Genomic DNA, 15498 nt, shown 5'->3' on the forward strand with positions numbered 1-15498 from the left:
GGGTAAGGGTGAGAGGAGTCTTGCCCTCCCCTCCCAGGGAAAGGTTCCCGATGGCAATGGAGGGGACCCCGGGGTGGGTACGGGAAAGAAGTCCGTACCTGTAGAGGGAAAAACGCAGCCTTACCCCGGCTCCGTAGAGGAGGGACAGGGGCCACAGGGCGGGACGTGCCCGCATCCAGAACGACACCAGAAACCGCGGGATCATCGGAGAGAGGGCCCCAGAATGGGGGAGAGGATTTCCCGGGCCTTCCTCAGGGCCTGAGCCGCCAGTTGCCGGGCCTCCTCTTCCCCGGCCTGTTCCAGGCGTTCCCAGCCCCGGCGGAAAAAATCGACCACTTCGGGTTCGGCGGCCTGTTTCAGGGCCTCCCACAGATGCGGGGGCTCGGGCTTTTCCCTGGGGGCCTCCACCTGGGAAAGCGCCCAGATGGCCTTCCCCGCCAGGACAAAGGCCTCCCGAAAATGCCCCCGGCGATATTCCTCCTCGGCATAACGCAGATAGGTGCGGGCCCTTATAAAATAAGGCATCCTAAGGGTCTAATCGCCCTGTTCCGAATTCTCCCGCAGGCGGCGATAGAAGTGCTCGGTCATGATCTCGTCGGCCTTCTCGCAGATCTCCCACAGGAGATCGATCATCTCCAGCATCTCCGCCTGACCGTCCGGGGGCCGCATTTCAAAATCCTCCAGAAAGGCCCCGGATTCCAGATATTCCTTGAACTCTCGTAAACGCTTCAAGGTCAGCATCAGCTCACCCTCTCCACGTAGCTTCCGGTCCGGGTATCCACCCGGATGACGTCACCCTCGTTCACAAAAAGCGGCACCTGCACCACCGCCCCGGTCTCCAGTTTGGCCGGCTTGGACCCTCCGGAGACCGTATCTCCCCGCACTCCGGGTTCGGTTTCCACCACCCGGAGCTCCACGGTCTTGGGAAGCTCCACCCCGATGGGCTTGCCCCGGTAATAAAGTACATAGACGTTGATATTTTCCTGAAGAAACTTCCAGGCCTCTCCCAGCTGATCCTTGTCCAGATAGACCTGGTCGTAGTCCTCAAGATCCATAAAAACGTAACGATCTCCCTCCCGGTAAAGGTACTGCATCTCTCTTTCCTCCAGATCCGGGCGTTCAAAGGTGTCGCCGGAGCGAAAATTTACCTCCAGCACCCTCCCGGTAAGGAGATCGCGAAGTTTGGTGCGCACCGTGGCCTGGCCTTTGGCCACCTTGGAATGCTGGTATTCCAGAACTTCGTAGGGTTTACCCTCCCATTCGATCTTGAGTCCGCGCCGGAATTCGGATGTGGAAATACTCATCCCCTTTACCTCCCTTTTCCGAAAATGATGAGACGTTCGTTTTTTTTCACGTATCCGTACTTTTTACGGGCTATTTCCTCGTAAAGGGCGGGATTTTTTTTGAGGGCCTCTATCTTTTCGGCAAGAGCGGCATTTCGGACCTGAAGATCCGCTATCTCGCGCCTCAGGGCCTGGTAGCGCCAGTGGAGATATCCTCCCCACATAAGCCCCAGCCCGAAGAACACCAGCAACAACCAGCGACCCCAGCGGAACCCCTTTCGGAGGTCCCGCCTTCCGGACGAAACCTTACCGGGGACATAGGCTCCGGGATTCATACCCGCCTCTTTTCCCCAAGCTTAAATGAAACCGCCTTTTTCTTCAAGGATCGAATCCCTTTTCCCTCGTATCCGATCACCGGTTCTCCGAAAGGACTTATCTTTTAAAGATTGATCAATAGTATAAGCAATCGTATATAATAACTCTATTCAGATTCAAAGAGAAAGGAGGTAAAAAACATGAAAGGCAGATTTTCTCTGGGAACGTTTCTGGGGCTTTCCTTTTTCTCGGCCATCCTGATTCAGGTCCTGGGAATCCTTCTGGTCCTGCACCTTTTCAGCTATCAGAGCCATCTTTCGGTAGCCCTCAACATCTCCGGGCGTCAGCGTATGCTTACCCAGAAGTTGACCAAGGAGATCTTCATCTACGTCAAAAATCCCACTCCGGAGGCCCGGGAACGTTTTCTCAAGACCGCGGAACTCTTTAATCGCAGCCTCTACGCCCTCAGGAACGGATCCAAGGAGATGATGCTGGCCCGGCTCACCGATACCCGGGCCATCCAGAAATGGAAGGAGTGCGAGGAGGTCTGGAAAAAATTCTATTATCACGTACAGGAACTGGCCCGAACCCCGCCCGGAACTCCGGAATTTGAAAGACATCTCACCTACATCCGGGAACACAACCTGGAGGTGCTTCAGAAGGCCCATGCTTTCGTTCTGGCCTTACAGAGCCTTTCCCTGCGCCGAATCCGCTACACGGAAATATTCCTGGGAGCCTTTCTGTTGGTGGCCATAATCGGGGCCTCGGGGTCCTTCCTGCTGGTGAGGCGCTGGTTCTTGGGCCCCTTCGCCCGCTTCGTCTTCGGGTTCGAAAGGATGGCCTCCGGCGATCTGACCGTGGAATTCGAGGAGGCCCCCCGCATCCGGGAGATCCAGATTCTGTCCCTTGCGGCCCGAAGACTGCGAACGGCCTTCGGGGAAGCCTTCGGTACCATCAGAGCGCAGACCGATCTCCAGAAGGCCACCTCCGAAATCATTCAGGAAGCCATCTCCCGGGTGGCGCAGGAAACCACCCGGACCGACGAACTGGCTACCCAGGTGGCAAACATCTCCAAATCGGTTCAGGAAGCCCTGGAACTTACCACCCATTCGGCCCGAGAGTTAAGCCAGGCCATAAACGAAATCAGTGAAAACGTAACCGTAGCCGCACAGGCTTCGGAGGAAGCCCGCAACAAGGCCGAAGCTGCGGATGCAGCCATGAAGGGGCTCAGCGAACGAACCCGGGAGGTGGATGTGGTGGTCCAGACCATTAAAGAGATCACCGAACAGACCAAACTCCTGGCCCTGAATGCCACCATCGAGGCGGCCCGGGCCGGAGAGGCCGGCAAAGGTTTTGCCGTGGTGGCCAACGAGGTCAAGGAACTGGCCAAACAAACCGAGGAAGCCACGGAGCGCATCACCCGGGTCATGGAAAACATCCGCTCCGGGGCCGAGGAAACCGCGGAAGCGGTAACCGAGATCTCCTCCGCGGTGGCGGACCTCAGCGATCGGGCAGCGGCCATCGCCAGCGCGGTGGAGGAACAAACCGCGGTGGTGAACGACCTCACCCACCGCATCGAGGACGTCTCCGGTGAGGCCATAGAGCTCTCCAAGGTCTCCGATGATCTGGCCCATTCCGGTAAGGCCCTGGACGAAGCCGTGTCCCAGGTACAGGCCTCCCTGGAGGCCCTGGACGATACGGTAAAAAGCAGTCACGAGACCATCCAGCTCTTCCGCCTGGGCCAGAAACCGGCGGAACTGTTTACCCTGGATGCAAAGACCCTTCCCAAGGTGGTCCTCCTCGGCCACCGCGGCTGGGCAGCCCGTTTTATCGAGGCCGTGCTCCGAGGCCGGGCTCCGACCGTGGAACGGGACGCACGAAGGTGTCTTCTCGGACAGGCCCTCTCTCACCCCCGATTTTCACCTCTGTTTAGGGAAATAGAAGAAGATCACGCCAGACTCCATAACCTGGTCTCGGAATGGGAACGATATCTTCGAGAGAACCAGCCCGATCCCATGGAACGGATAAACTGGTTCAAAGAGCGTCTGCGTCCCCTGCTGGATCGGGTATGCGGTTACCTCAAAACCAGGGTCTCGGCATAAAAACCTGAGGGGAGGGCAAAAAGTGAAAAGAAGAATTCAATTACTCACCGTGCTCCTATTTTCGATCTGGATGGGGAGTGCCCTGGCTTATACCCTGCATCAGGGACGAAATGTTCTTCGAGTGGACTTCCGGGAAGAAGTCCGCTGGGAATACTGGAATACCTTTGACCAAAAATTTTCCCGGGACAACTTTACCTATGATCGGAGCTATTCCTTTGCCTCCAGTAAGATGCGTCTGGGGATGGGAATTCGTTCCCCACGCGCTGAAGCCTATCTCCAGATTAACTGGACACAGTTGCTGGGACTTCCGGACCAGGGGGAGTTCGGTTTAGGAACGCTTTATTACCAATTTAACGGAAAATTCGGCAACGGCCCGGGCTATGACACCAAAGCCACCCATATCGGCTACGGGGCCCTATCCCAGGCCTGGATCCGTTTTCAACCCCGTAGCTTGAGGGGGTTGAGTCTGACCCTGGGGCGTTTTCTCTACGCCTCGGGGGCCGAGGGGAGTGCACCCCGAAACCCCTCCCTCCGGTGGGTGAAAAAATTCCGGATCTCCCAGCGTATGATCGGTCCCTTTGACTGGTCGCGGGTAGGAAGGGCTTTTGACGGCGCTCTGGCCTCCTACCACCGGCGCTTCTGGACCCTAACCCTTTCTTACCTTCATCCCACTCCGGGTGGTTTTTACCTGAAAAGAGACCACCTCCACCGCAAGGGCCAATCTGCCTATGATATCACCCTGGCCACCGTGGTCCTGAGTCTTCAGGATACCAACCCCTGGCTGCCGGGAACCGATTCCCAGCTCTTTTATTACTACTACAACGACCGTAGAAAACTCAAAAATCCCGCCTCGCTCTATAATCCCCAGCAAAACGGACTGGCGGACTGCGAGATAAATATGCTCGGAGGACACCTGCTTTACGCCCGAAAGGCCGGCCCCGGGATTATGGACCTCCTGCTCTGGGGAGGTTATCAATGGGGAGTATGGGGAAGGAATCCCTCGCTGGAACATCAGGCCTGGGCCCTGGCGGTGGAAGCCGGCTACCGGTTTCCTCATCTTCCCTGGCAGCCATGGTTCCGCCTGGGATATTTTTACGGAAGCGGGGACGATCAGCCCGGGGATACCCAACATCATACCTTTTTCATGATGATTCCCACCCTGCGTATTTATTCCATGACCCCCTCTTACACCCTCATGAACACCACCTATTGGATGGGACAGATCATCCTGCAACCCGCTTCACATCTGCTCCTTCGCTCGGATTTTCATGTAGTTAATCTCACCCGAGGCCGGGATTACTGGTACCTGGGTTCCGGGATGATGCGCCCGGATGTATTCAGTTACGCCACCCTGGGAGCCCATATCCCCTACCGGGACCGCCATTTACTGACCATGTGGGACCTTTCCCTGTTTTTCAAAAACATCTATACCTCTCATGGTCTTCGCACCGATATGGATATATACTTGAGTCATATCTGGGGAAGGGATGTGGTCAGGGACACCTTTAAGAGCGGGGACGAGCTTACCTTCTTTTATGTAGAATTACGGTTCACCTTTTAAATACCGATGTCTTCCAGAGAACCTGTAACCTACTGTGTGCGCACGGATATCGGCCTGCGGCGGAAACGCAACGAGGACTCTTATCTGGTGGCTGATCGCCGTGATCCTCTTCTGGGAAGCCTCTGGGCCGTGGCCGACGGTATGGGCGGGCACCCGGACGGGGACCTGGCCAGCCGCCTGGTTTGCCGCTACCTGGAAGAACTTTACTTCTCGTCTCCGTCTTTTAAGGAGGCCCTGCTTTATCGTCTTCGTCCCAGGGCCCTCTTAAGCCGTCTTGAAAAATGTGTGGAGGAAGTCCAGAAACGGCTTCTGGAGTACGAAAAGAAACATCCTGAAAGCGAGGGCTTCGGCACCACGCTTTCGGTTCTGGTCCTCCGGGGAGGTCACGGTTTCATCGCCCATGTGGGAGACAGCCGCATCTACCGCCTGCGCCACGGCGACCTCACCCAGCTCACCACCGATGATACCCTGGTGCAGGAGATGGTAGAGGAGGGCGAAATGACCGAGGAGGAGGCCCGCACCAGTCGCTACCGCCATATCCTTACGCAGGCCCTGGGCGGAGGCTATGAAAAGGTGCGCTGTTTCTCCATAGATATCCGTCCCGGAGACCTCTACCTCCTTTCCACCGACGGTCTGCACGACCTGGTGCCCGGAACGAGCATCCGAAAAATTCTTCTGGAGAACCCTCTTCCCCGGGTCTGTGATATGCTGGTAGAAGCCGCACTGGCCCGGGGCGGAAGGGATAACGTTACCGTAATCGTGGTCCGAATAGAGGGATAGGATGTCCGAAGCGAAGAAATCTCCCCTCCTTCCCATAGGTACGGTCCTCAACGGGAAATGGGTCATTCTGGAGTTCATCGCCCGGGGAGGAATGGGCGAGGTCTATCGGGCCCATCAGGTCAATCTCAAAAGGGATGTAGCCATAAAGATCGTCTCCCGGGAATGGCTGGAGACCTTTATCGACGATCCCGAGGAGCTGGAAAACGCCCTGCGCCGCTTCCGCCAGGAAGTGGAAACCATGGTCCAGATCCGACACCCCAACGTGATTCAGATCTACGACTACGACAAGGCCCGGGTGGAGCTTCCGCAGGGGCCGGTAGAGATCGAATATCTGGTTCTGGAGTATATCCCCGGGCGCACCCTGCGCAGCACCATGCGCGAGGAGGGGGTCTACCCCCTGGAGGAAGAGACCAGAGCCTGGATCGAAAAGTATTTCTTCCCGGTGCTCGAAGGGGTCAAAGCCATCCATCGATCCGGAATCTTTCATCGGGATCTCAAACCAGAAAACATCCTCCTGGACGGCGACATCCCCAAGATCGCGGACTTCGGCCTGGCCCGTTCCATCAGGATGGAGTCCATCACCACCTCCATGGAGATCAAGGGCACGCCGGCCTATATGGCTCCAGAACAATTCGTGGACTTCAAGGGAACCGATCAACGGGCCGATATTTACGCCCTGGGAAAAATCCTCTACGAGGCCGTAGCCGGTCGCATCCCTCCTGGAGCCACCCCCTTCCGTCAGGTAGGACTTACAGATCCCAAGACCCCTTTCTTTAAGGCCCTGGACCGTATTATCCGCCGGGCCACCGAGGAAGATCCGGAAAAACGTTTCTCCAGCGTAGAGGAAATGGAAAAGGCCCTGCGGGAAAGCCTGGCCACAAGACCTCTCCCGGAACCCGGAAGACTCCGGTTTCGATCCCGTTTCTGGATTGCCCTCGGAGCCCTGATCCTTTTTCTAGCCCTGGTGGGAATCATCCTCTATCAAAGATTTTCCGGAGCCTCTCATCAGGAACTTCGCCTAACCACGGCCCCTCCTCTGCCCGGCAATCTCCCTCCGGTGATCACTACCGCCGACGGTGCGGTAATGAAACTCCTTCCAGGGGGGCGGATAAAGGTTCCGCCGGGTTTGCTCGGAGATAGGGCCCGGACGGTGCGGCTCAAACCTTTTTATCTGGATACCTATCCGGTAACCAACCATCAATATGTAAATTTTCTGAATCGTGTGCTTTCCCGCATTCGGGTAGAAAACGGGGTGGTAAAGGAGGGAAAACACATCTGGCTCTACCTGGGAAAGATCAGTGAAAATTACGAACCCATCGTCTATCGAGGAGGAAAATTCCTGGTGCGGGATTCCATGCATGCCTCCTGCCCGGTGGTACGGGTCACGGCTTACGGAGCGCAGGCTTACGCCGCCTTTTACGGAAAGCGTCTGCCCACCAAGGTGGAATGGTTTTACGCGGTAACCGAGGGCCGGGGACTGGAAGATTCCCGCCTGAGGCTGCCCCGGACCTTTTACCGGCATTTCGAACTCCCCTTAAGTGTAATGGAGATGAAACCCAATCTTCTGGGAATCCGGGGGCTTAGTTCCCATTTCGGAGAATGGGTGCTCGACACCCTTACCCCTTCACCCGGATCCGGGGTGGTGCTCATGAGCGGGGTTAAGTCCCACGAACCTTCGGATGTCTCGTCTCTCACCCCGGTGCGGCGCATGCCCTGGGAGGCCTTCGAGGAGGTGGGCTTCCGTTGCGCCCGGGATGTCGAACCCACCCCCGGAGCGAAAAATTAGAAATCAAATCCTTAAGCGGCGGGCGTTCAGGGCCACGATAACCGTGCTCAGGGACATAAGCACCGCCCCCATGGCCGGGCTTAAAAGCACCCCGTATTTGTAAAGGACCCCTGCGGCAAGGGGAATGGCCACCGCGTTATAGCCCGTGGCCCAGAAAAGATTCTGGATCATCTTGCGGTAGGTGGCCCGGGCCAGATCAATAATGGTCACCACATCCCCGGGATTGTTGCGCACCAGGACGATATCTGCGGTCTCGATGGCTACCTCCGTTCCGGCCCCGATGGCGATACCCACATCCGCCTCCGCCAGAGCCGGGGCATCGTTTACCCCGTCGCCGGTCATGGCCACGATCTCACCCCGGGCCTTTACCTCGCGGATCTTCTCGGCCTTCTCCTGGGGAAGGACTTCGGCGAAAAACTCATCCAGCCCCAGTTCCTCGGCCACCGTGCGGGCCACCCGGGCGTTATCCCCGGTAAGCATGAAACATTTGATACCCCGGGCCTTAAGGGCCGCCACCGCCTCCCGGGACTCCGGACGCACCCGGTCGGAAAGACCGATGGCCCCGACGAGCTTGCCCTCCACCAGGACGAAGATCACCGTCTGCCCCTGAGCGGAAAGCTTAAGGGCCTCCTCGGGAGGATTAAGCCCTTTCTCCCGGAGATAGCCCGGACTCACCACCAGGACCTCCCGACCGGAAACCCTGGCCCGAGCCCCGCGGCCGGGAAGGGCCTTAAAGTCTTCCACCGGATCGGTCTGCGGGGAAGCCTCGGCCACGGCCCGGGCGATGGGGTGTTCGGAATGGGTCTCCACCGAAGCGGCAAGCCGCAGGACCTCTTCCGGCGAAAAGCCCTCCCAGGAAAGGACCCGGGTCACCCCGAAGCGACCCTCGGTAAGGGTCCCGGTCTTGTCAAAGACCACCGCGGTAAGGTTCCGGGCCCGCTCAAAGGCCGCCCGGTTGCGAATGAGGAGCCCTCGCTTGGCCGCAAGGGCCGTGGAGACCGCCACCACCAGGGGCACAGCCAGCCCCAGGGCATGGGGACAGGTGATGACCATCACCGTAACCGTGCGCTCCAGGGCAAAGGCCAGATCCTTGCGCATTACGGCCCACCAGACGAGGAAGGTGATGGCTCCACCGGAGAGGGCGATCAGGGTGAGCCAGAAGGCGGCCCGATTGGCGAGATCCTGGGTACGGGATTTGCTCTCCTGGGCCTGGCGCACCAGTTCAATGACCTGGGAAAGAAAGGATTCCGCCCCGGTGCGGGTGATCTCCACCACCAGGGAGCCCTCTCCGTTTATGGCCCCGCCGATGACCTCGTCGCCGGGTTTCTTTTCCACCGGGCGGGATTCGCCGGTGAGCATGGCCTCGTTTACCGCGCTCTGCCCCTCCAGCACCCGCCCGTCGGCCGGGATCTTTTCCCCGGGACGAACCAGCACCCGGTCTCCGGGACGCAGATGCTCAAGAGGGATCTCCTCGGTTCCCCCGTCGGGGAGCAGCCGGTGGGCCGTGGAGGGCATGAGCCGGGCCAGCTCCTCCAGCGCCCGGGAGGCCCCGAGCACCGAACGCATCTCGATCCAGTGCCCGAGGAGCATGATGTCAATCAGGGTGGCCAGCTCCCAGAAGAAGACCTTTCCCGGAAGACCGAAGGTGACCAGAGTGCTATAACCGTAAGCCGTGGTGATGGCCACGGCGATGAGGGTCATCATTCCCGGCCGGCGCTCCCCAAGCTCGGAGAAAAATCCCTTAAGGAAGGGCCAGCCCCCGTAAAAATAGACCGCACTGGCCAGCCCGAAGAGGAGATACCGATCGCCGGGAAAGGCCAGGGCCGAAAGCCCCAGAAGCTTCCGCAGCATGGGCGAGAGGAAGAGAATGGGAAGGGTGAGGAAGAGGGAGACCCAGAAACGTCTCCGGAAGTCCGCAATCATGTGGGAGTGATGGGCGGCATGCCCGGTATGACCTCCCGGACCCCCGGGGGCTTCGTGCGCCCCGTGATCCATGTGCTCCGCAGGACTTCCGTGCTCCATAGGACTTCCGTGCTCCATATGGCTTCCATGTTCCATGGAGCCTCCGTGTCCCATGGAACTCTCGTGCCCGGCATGGATCCCGGGCCCTCCGTGGCCTTCATGGCCGGCATGGCCGGCGGAATGGCCTTTAGATTCCGAAGAAACTCCGCCGGCTCCCCCGGTATGTTGGGTATGATCCTCGGACGAATGCATTTAAAATCCCTGGTGATACATCTTCTGGCGAAATTGATCCCATTCTTCCTGAGACACTTTCCCCTTGGCCATTTTATCGGCCATCTTTTCCATTTCCTGGGCCATTTCCTCCATCATCCGGGCCCTCTCGCGCATCATTTGCGCCCTTTTGCGGAGCATCTGCGGGGAAACCCCTTTAGGAGAGGAGGGCAACATCATGGGACATCCCTTCATACCCTGATGATCCATCCCCGATCCCATACCCGCATTCATTCCTCTGCCCATCCCTTGGGACATACCACCCTTTCCCTGCTGCATCTCCTGACCCATCCCCTGGCCCATTCCCCGACCCTGCATGGAGGACGGCCCCTCCTGAGCCCCCTGAGCATGTTCCCAGCCGTGCCAGCTCCGATGATAACCCCCTCCCTTCCGGGGTCCCCAGGACCAGGCCTCTCCGGCCATAAGAAGACCCAAAATCAACCCTAGAATCACCCAGCTTCTACAACTCATTACTTCCCTCCTTTTGTCTAAAATGGTTTTAAAATTTTAGCCTATTTTTTCTCTCGGGAAAACCCCTTAATCCCGGGCCCGATCCACGGAGGAGTAGGCCAGGAAAAATCCCACCAGTGAAAGCCCCAAGAGGACGAGAAGGGAAAACCGGGGCACCGGATCTCCGTAGGCTGCGGAGCGGATGAGATGAGAGGCATGGGTCACGGGAAGGAGTTTCAGGGGGAGACGGGCCCACGCCGGGAGTCCCTCCACCGGAAAGAAGGTTCCCCCCAGGAAGACCATAGGGGTAATGATGAAGTTGGTGACCAGGGCCTGATCGGCATGGGAACGGATGATCATGGCCGAGGCCACCCCCAGGGAGGCAAAGACGAAGGCGTTGAGGAAGACCCCCACGAAAAACCAGGGCCCGAAGTGAAGGTTTATCCGGGCGAGCATGGTGATGGCCAAAATCACGAAGGTAGAGAGAAAGGCCCGGGTCACGCCCCCGAGGATCTCCCCCAGCACATAGGCCCAGTTGGAGATGGGGGCGGCCTGGAATTCCTCAAAGATGCGCAGATAAAACCGAGCCACATTGATCTCCACATTGATCCCGAAACCCTGCATCATGGAGCTTGCGGCCACCACCCCCGGGACCAGAAACTCCAGATAGGGACGACCGTGAACGGTGAGATGTTTCCCCAGACCGAAACCGAAGGCTATAAGATAGAGGGTGGGAGATACGGAAAAGGAGAGGAGCATGCGGGGGAGGCGATGCCAGATGATGAGAAGCTCCCGCAGATAAACGGCCAAAAACCCCCTCATACCTTTCTCCCGGTAAAGTGCAAAAAGGCATCTTCAAGATTCACCCGGCGGATGGTCACCGATTCCCCGGAGCGGGAGAGCCGCATGGCCTCGCGCTCGGCCTCTTCCCGGGTGCGAAAGTAATGCGTGGCAAGGCCCTCCTCATTTACCACATCCACGGCCACCTCCCCCAGCGTGGCCATAAGGTTTTGCGGGGTATCCAGGGCCACGATGCGCCCGCGGTCTAAGAAGGCCACCCGGTCGGCCAGGAATTCGGCCTCTTCAATGTAATGGGTGGTAAGGAGGATGGTGGTCCCCCGGGCCTGGATCTGTTTGATGAGGCCCCAGAGCCTGCGCCTTATGTGGGGGTCAAGCCCCACCGTGGGTTCATCCAGGAAAAGGATGCGCGGCTCGTGCATCAGGGCCCGGATGATGAGAAGCCTCCGCCGCATCCCCCCGGAGAGGGTGCGCACCCGATCGCGGCGGCGTTCCCAGAGCCCGGCGAAACGCAGAAGCTCCGCCGCCCGGTCCCGAATCCGGCCCCGGCTCATCCCGAAAAGAAGACCGTGGATGAAAAGGTTCTCCCACACGGTGAGTTCCAGATCCAGGTTGGTGGCCTGGGGCACCAGACCGGCCATGCGTTTGGCATAAAGGGGATCCTCAAAGATGGAGCGGCCGAAAAAATAGACCCGGCCCGCGGTGGCCCGGGTTAGCCCGGTGAGGATGCGAATGGTAGTGGTCTTTCCGGCCCCGTTCGGGCCGAGAAGGGCAAAAAGCTCCCCCTCCCGGATGGAAAAGGAGATCCCGGAAAGGGCCCGAAGCCTTCCGTAATCCTTGGTAAGCCCCTCCACTCGCACCGCCTCGGACATGGAGTATGATTTAACCAGAAATGGCCGAGGTTATCTATACCGTAGGACATTCCCGCCACGGGCTGGAGGAGTTCCTGACCCTGCTTGAGCGCCACGGGATCCGGGTACTTTCCGACATTCGCCGTTTTCCCTCCTCCCGCAAGTTTCCCCATTTCGGAAAGGAGGCCCTCTCCGAGGTTCTTAAGGCCCGGGGGATTGAGTACCTAGGGCTTCCGCAGCTCGGAGGACGTCGCAAGCCCCGGCCCGACTCCGTAAATACTGCACTCACCTCCCCGGGTTTCCGGGGCTACGCCGATCATATGCAAACCGAGGAATTTCAGGAGGCTCTTTCCGTGCTCCTTGAGGCCGCCCGCAGGAAGACCACCGCGGTGATGTGCGCCGAGGGCCTTCCCTGGCGCTGTCACCGGTGGTTTCTTGCGGATCTTCTCATCCTTAGGAGCTTCACCGTGCTCCACATCCTTCCCGAAGGGAGCCTCCGCCCCCACCGCCTTAATCCCCTGGCCCGGCCGGAGGGCCGGTGGGTGATTTACCCGGCCCTCAACCTCTTTTGAGCACCTTCTCAATTTCGCTAAGTACCTCTTCTATGCTCGGCCGGGGAGAGAAGACCACCTTCTCTCCTAAGTGCTTGTGATGCGGAAAAGTTTCCAGGTGGGGCCAGTGTGGACTGTTGTCCCATCTTATCCGCAGTCGCTTTTGAGAATCCTGCCAGTGATAGCTGTATTTTTGATCCTCCCAAAGACCTCAATCTGAGAGACAAGAGGGTGTTCTTTGAGAACTCTAATGATCCGGTAAAACACTTTTCAGGTCTTCGTATTTCCGCTTCCACTCCCGATAAGCCCTCTCATATCCTTCCCAGAGGATAAGATCCTCCCATTTCTCAAAGTCTTCCTTGTGCGAGAGGACCCTTTTTTGAAATTCCTTTAGCTCGCATCCGTACTTTCTCCTGAAAATTTCTACCCTTGAGCGGTAATATTCTAACTTTGAAAGGGCTTTATCCGCGAGAAAAAACAGAATATCCCTCTTTTCAAGCCCTTGAGCCACGCTTCGGGGAATTTTCAAGGTAATCTCCTCAAGTTCCATGCTTTCAAGTGTAACTACTTTTTATTGTTCCTCAACCTTTCAAAGTGCGGGTAGAGTTTGCGATAGGTGGCCACGAGATGCTCCGGGATCATGCGCAGGTCGGCCAGCACGGCCAGGAAATTGGCATCCCCCTCCCAGCGGGGAACGATCTGGAGGTGAAGATGGTCCGGATATCCGGCCCCGGCCACCTTTCCCAGGTTGAAACCCACATTGAAGCCATCGGGTTTGAGCACCTGGCGCAGAATCCGGAGACACTCCTGGGCCATGACCATGAGGTCGGTAATCTCCTCGCGGGAAAGATCCTCAAGCTCGGCCACATGCCTTCGCGGAGAGACCAGGAGATGCCCGGTATTGTAAGGGAACTTGTTCATGAGTACCAGGACCTTTTCGTCCCGATAGAGGATGAGCCGTTCCTCGTCGGGAAGCGGCCCCTCGGGGGGACAAAAGATGCAACCCGGTTCGCGCTTTCCCCCTACGTATTCCGCACGCCAGGGGGCCCAGAGCACCCGTCTTTCCATGGAAAGAATAATTTAACATGTCCTTTAAGAGCTGCAAATTGCAAAGATTCCAAAAGAGGCTAAAATGGTTTTAACTTCTCTGGGAGGAAGATTTATGCGGGCAAAGGAACCCTTAAGCGGTTTGGTCCTGGCAGGGGTGGTTTATCTTCTCCTGGCCCTAAAGGGGCACAGCCTCTGGGTATCCCACTCCTATCTATTGAGTCTGGTCACCTTCATCTATCTGGCCGCCGGAGCGGGGTATCTCTTGCACTGGATCTTTACCTGGAGGGGCATGGGTTTTCTGGCCTCCACCGTGGCCTGGTCCGGTCTCATCCTTAACACCGTGGGCTGGGCCCTTCGCTGGTGGGAGTCTCATCAGCTCGGCTACGGCCATATCCCGCTTTCCAATCTCTATGAATCGCTCATTTTCTTCGCCTGGGCCACCATGGCGGTGTATCTCTTCCTGGAACTAAAATTCCAGGGAAAGATCCTGGGAACCTTTGTAGCCCCGGTGGCCTCGCTCATCATGGCCTATGCCTCCTTCGGCACCAACACCGACATCGAACCCCTGGTTCCGGCCCTGCGAAGCAACTGGCTCACCGCCCATGTAATTACCTGCTTCCTGGGCTACGGGGCCTTTGCCGTGGCCTTCGGTATGGGGATAGTCTATCTCCTCCGGCCCCATCATCCCTCCCCCAAAAGCCTCTGGCAATATGTACCCGGCAAGGAAACCCTGGATAACCTCATGTACAAGCTCATCCTTTTCGGGTTCTTCTGGCTCACGGTGGGGATCATCACCGGAGCGGTGTGGGCGGATCAGGCCTGGGGAAGTTACTGGAGCTGGGACCCTAAAGAGACCTGGTCGCTCATCACCTGGTTCATCTATGCCGCAGCCATTCACGCCCGGCTTACCCGCGGCTGGACCGGAAAACGCATGGCCGCTCTGGCGGTAATCGGCTTTTTTGCCGTGCTTTTTACCTATTTCGGGGTAAACTTCTGGCTTTCCGGGCTACACAGCTACGCCACCTCCTCTTAAGTTGAGACTACCAGAGGCCGCGGAACGTTACCTGCTCCGGATTCGTGAAAATCACGGGGAGGCCCTCCATCGGCGTCTCCTCTCCTCCCCCCATTTTCCTCTGCTGGTAAAACTCCTCTCCTTCTCCCCTTACGCCGGGAACCTGCTCTGTACCCGGGAGGAACTTCTGACCCCTTTTCTGGAGCCCGGCCCCCTGCGCCCCAGGAACACCCAGGAACTAACCCGGGAGCTGGAAGAAAAACTTTCCCGCTCCCCGGATTTTCCCTCCCTGTCCCGGGCCCTCCTCCGGCTCAGGCAGGAAGAGATTATCAAAATCCTGGCCCTGGATCTCCGGGGCGATCCCCTGGAGAGGACGGTAAGGAGATTGACCCGGCTGGCCGAAACCCTTCTCCGTGCTGCCCTGGCCCATCTGGCCCGGGAACACGGAATCCCGGCCTCCGAACTCCTGATCCTCGCCTTCGGGAAATTCGGGGCCCGGGAGCTTAACTATGCCTCGGATCTGGACCTGGTCTATCTCTTCACTTCCCGGGTTTCCAAGGCGGAAACCCTGCGCCTTTTCGAGCTCCTCACCCGCCTTCTGAATAACCTGGTGGACGGAGATCGCATCTGGCGTCTGGACCTGCGCCTGCGTCCCGGAGGAAAAGAAAGCGAAATCGCCCTCCCTCTGGAATACGCTCGTGAGTATTACCTTTATCGTCTTCATCCC

The 15498-nt window shown here is 58.1% G+C and carries 17 protein-coding genes and 2 pseudogenes; 7 read left to right on the forward strand and 12 right to left on the reverse strand.

The features are described 5' to 3' along the window. From F8J34_RS07690 to F8J34_RS07710, 5 genes are all read right to left on the reverse strand, one after another. On the reverse strand, positions 1-205 hold a 205-nt coding region (locus F8J34_RS07690; RefSeq protein WP_297057948.1), incomplete at its 3' end, for a tetraacyldisaccharide 4'-kinase. Further along, positions 202-525: a hypothetical protein gene (locus tag F8J34_RS07695; protein ID WP_297057951.1), complete on the reverse strand. Its 324-nt coding sequence runs from the start codon at positions 523-525 to the stop codon at positions 202-204. The genes F8J34_RS07690 and F8J34_RS07695, both read right to left, overlap by 4 nt. A 9-nt stretch (positions 526-534) precedes the next feature. After that, positions 535-741 carry a hypothetical protein gene (locus F8J34_RS07700; protein ID WP_297057953.1) on the reverse strand — a complete coding sequence of 69 codons (207 nt, stop codon included), beginning with the start codon at positions 739-741 and terminating at the stop codon, positions 535-537. After that, complete coding sequence (efp, locus tag F8J34_RS07705) at positions 741-1304, reverse strand: elongation factor P (RefSeq protein ID WP_297057957.1); 564 nt, start codon at positions 1302-1304, stop codon at positions 741-743. The genes F8J34_RS07700 and efp overlap by 1 nt, the downstream gene beginning before the upstream one ends. Positions 1305-1309: 5 nt before the next feature. Beyond that, positions 1310-1618 carry a septum formation initiator family protein gene (locus F8J34_RS07710; protein WP_297057959.1) on the reverse strand — a complete coding sequence of 103 codons (309 nt, stop codon included), beginning with the start codon at positions 1616-1618 and terminating at the stop codon, positions 1310-1312. 180 nt (positions 1619-1798) lie between these two features. On the opposite strand from F8J34_RS07710, the gene F8J34_RS07715 reads away from it, so the two are divergent. From F8J34_RS07715 to F8J34_RS07730, 4 genes are read left to right on the forward strand one after another with little or no spacing between them, the layout of a single operon-like run. Then, a complete protein-coding gene (locus F8J34_RS07715) occupies positions 1799-3700 on the forward strand; it encodes a methyl-accepting chemotaxis protein (protein WP_297057962.1) in 1902 nt (633 codons plus the stop codon). A gap of 22 nt (positions 3701-3722) precedes the next feature. Next, on the forward strand, positions 3723-5261 hold the full coding sequence (locus F8J34_RS07720) for an alginate export family protein (RefSeq protein ID WP_297057964.1): 1539 nt from the start codon (positions 3723-3725) through the stop codon (positions 5259-5261). 6 nt (positions 5262-5267) lie between these two features. After that, positions 5268-6041: a protein phosphatase 2C domain-containing protein gene (locus tag F8J34_RS07725; protein ID WP_297057968.1), complete on the forward strand. Its 774-nt coding sequence runs from the start codon at positions 5268-5270 to the stop codon at positions 6039-6041. A gap of 1 nt (position 6042) precedes the next feature. Then, positions 6043-7827: a bifunctional serine/threonine-protein kinase/formylglycine-generating enzyme family protein gene (locus F8J34_RS07730; protein WP_297057971.1), complete on the forward strand. Its 1785-nt coding sequence runs from the start codon at positions 6043-6045 to the stop codon at positions 7825-7827. A gap of 3 nt (positions 7828-7830) precedes the next feature. Here F8J34_RS07730 and F8J34_RS07735 read toward each other — a convergent pair whose 3' ends face one another. The 4 genes from F8J34_RS07735 to F8J34_RS07750 all read right to left on the reverse strand — a co-directional run bounded on the left by F8J34_RS07735 (position 7831) and on the right by F8J34_RS07750 (position 12179). Beyond that, positions 7831-9822: a heavy metal translocating P-type ATPase gene (locus tag F8J34_RS07735; RefSeq protein WP_363315433.1), complete on the reverse strand. Its 1992-nt coding sequence runs from the start codon at positions 9820-9822 to the stop codon at positions 7831-7833. A 219-nt stretch (positions 9823-10041) separates the two neighbouring features. Then, positions 10042-10530, reverse strand: coding sequence for a hypothetical protein (locus F8J34_RS07740; RefSeq protein ID WP_297057976.1), 489 nt, complete (start codon positions 10528-10530; stop codon positions 10042-10044). 66 nt (positions 10531-10596) lie between these two features. Next, positions 10597-11331, reverse strand: a complete 735-nt coding sequence (locus F8J34_RS07745) for an ABC transporter permease (protein WP_297057978.1) — start codon at positions 11329-11331, stop codon at positions 10597-10599. Further along, positions 11328-12179 carry an ABC transporter ATP-binding protein gene (locus tag F8J34_RS07750; protein WP_297057981.1) on the reverse strand — a complete coding sequence of 284 codons (852 nt, stop codon included), beginning with the start codon at positions 12177-12179 and terminating at the stop codon, positions 11328-11330. The genes F8J34_RS07745 and F8J34_RS07750 overlap by 4 nt, the downstream gene beginning before the upstream one ends. Before the next feature lie 20 nt (positions 12180-12199). Here F8J34_RS07750 and F8J34_RS07755 point away from each other — a divergent pair, with 20 nt between their 5' ends. Continuing rightward, positions 12200-12730, forward strand: a complete 531-nt coding sequence (locus F8J34_RS07755) for a DUF488 domain-containing protein (protein WP_297057983.1) — start codon at positions 12200-12202, stop codon at positions 12728-12730. Here the strand turns inward: F8J34_RS07755 and F8J34_RS09815 are convergent. The 3 genes and pseudogenes from F8J34_RS09815 to F8J34_RS07765 all read right to left on the reverse strand — a co-directional run. Beyond that, positions 12717-12896: pseudogene (locus tag F8J34_RS09815) on the reverse strand (DUF6516 family protein); the annotation flags it as partial. The gene F8J34_RS07755 and the pseudogene F8J34_RS09815 overlap by 14 nt on opposite strands. Before the next feature lie 60 nt (positions 12897-12956). After that, positions 12957-13259: a hypothetical protein gene (locus tag F8J34_RS07760; protein WP_297057985.1), complete on the reverse strand. Its 303-nt coding sequence runs from the start codon at positions 13257-13259 to the stop codon at positions 12957-12959. 14 nt (positions 13260-13273) lie between these two features. Beyond that, positions 13274-13777: an HIT domain-containing protein gene (locus F8J34_RS07765; protein ID WP_297057987.1), complete on the reverse strand. Its 504-nt coding sequence runs from the start codon at positions 13775-13777 to the stop codon at positions 13274-13276. 94 nt (positions 13778-13871) lie between these two features. Between F8J34_RS07765 and ccsB the strand changes: the two genes are divergently transcribed. Then, positions 13872-14792 carry a c-type cytochrome biogenesis protein CcsB gene (ccsB, locus tag F8J34_RS07770; protein WP_297057989.1) on the forward strand — a complete coding sequence of 307 codons (921 nt, stop codon included), beginning with the start codon at positions 13872-13874 and terminating at the stop codon, positions 14790-14792. A 1-nt stretch (position 14793) separates the two neighbouring features. Next, positions 14794-15498: pseudogene (locus F8J34_RS07775) on the forward strand (hypothetical protein); the annotation flags it as partial.

The sequence above is a fragment of the Thermosulfurimonas sp. genome, from assembly GCF_015491435.1.
Lineage (GTDB): Bacteria > Desulfobacterota > Thermodesulfobacteria > Thermodesulfobacteriales > Thermodesulfobacteriaceae > Thermosulfurimonas_A.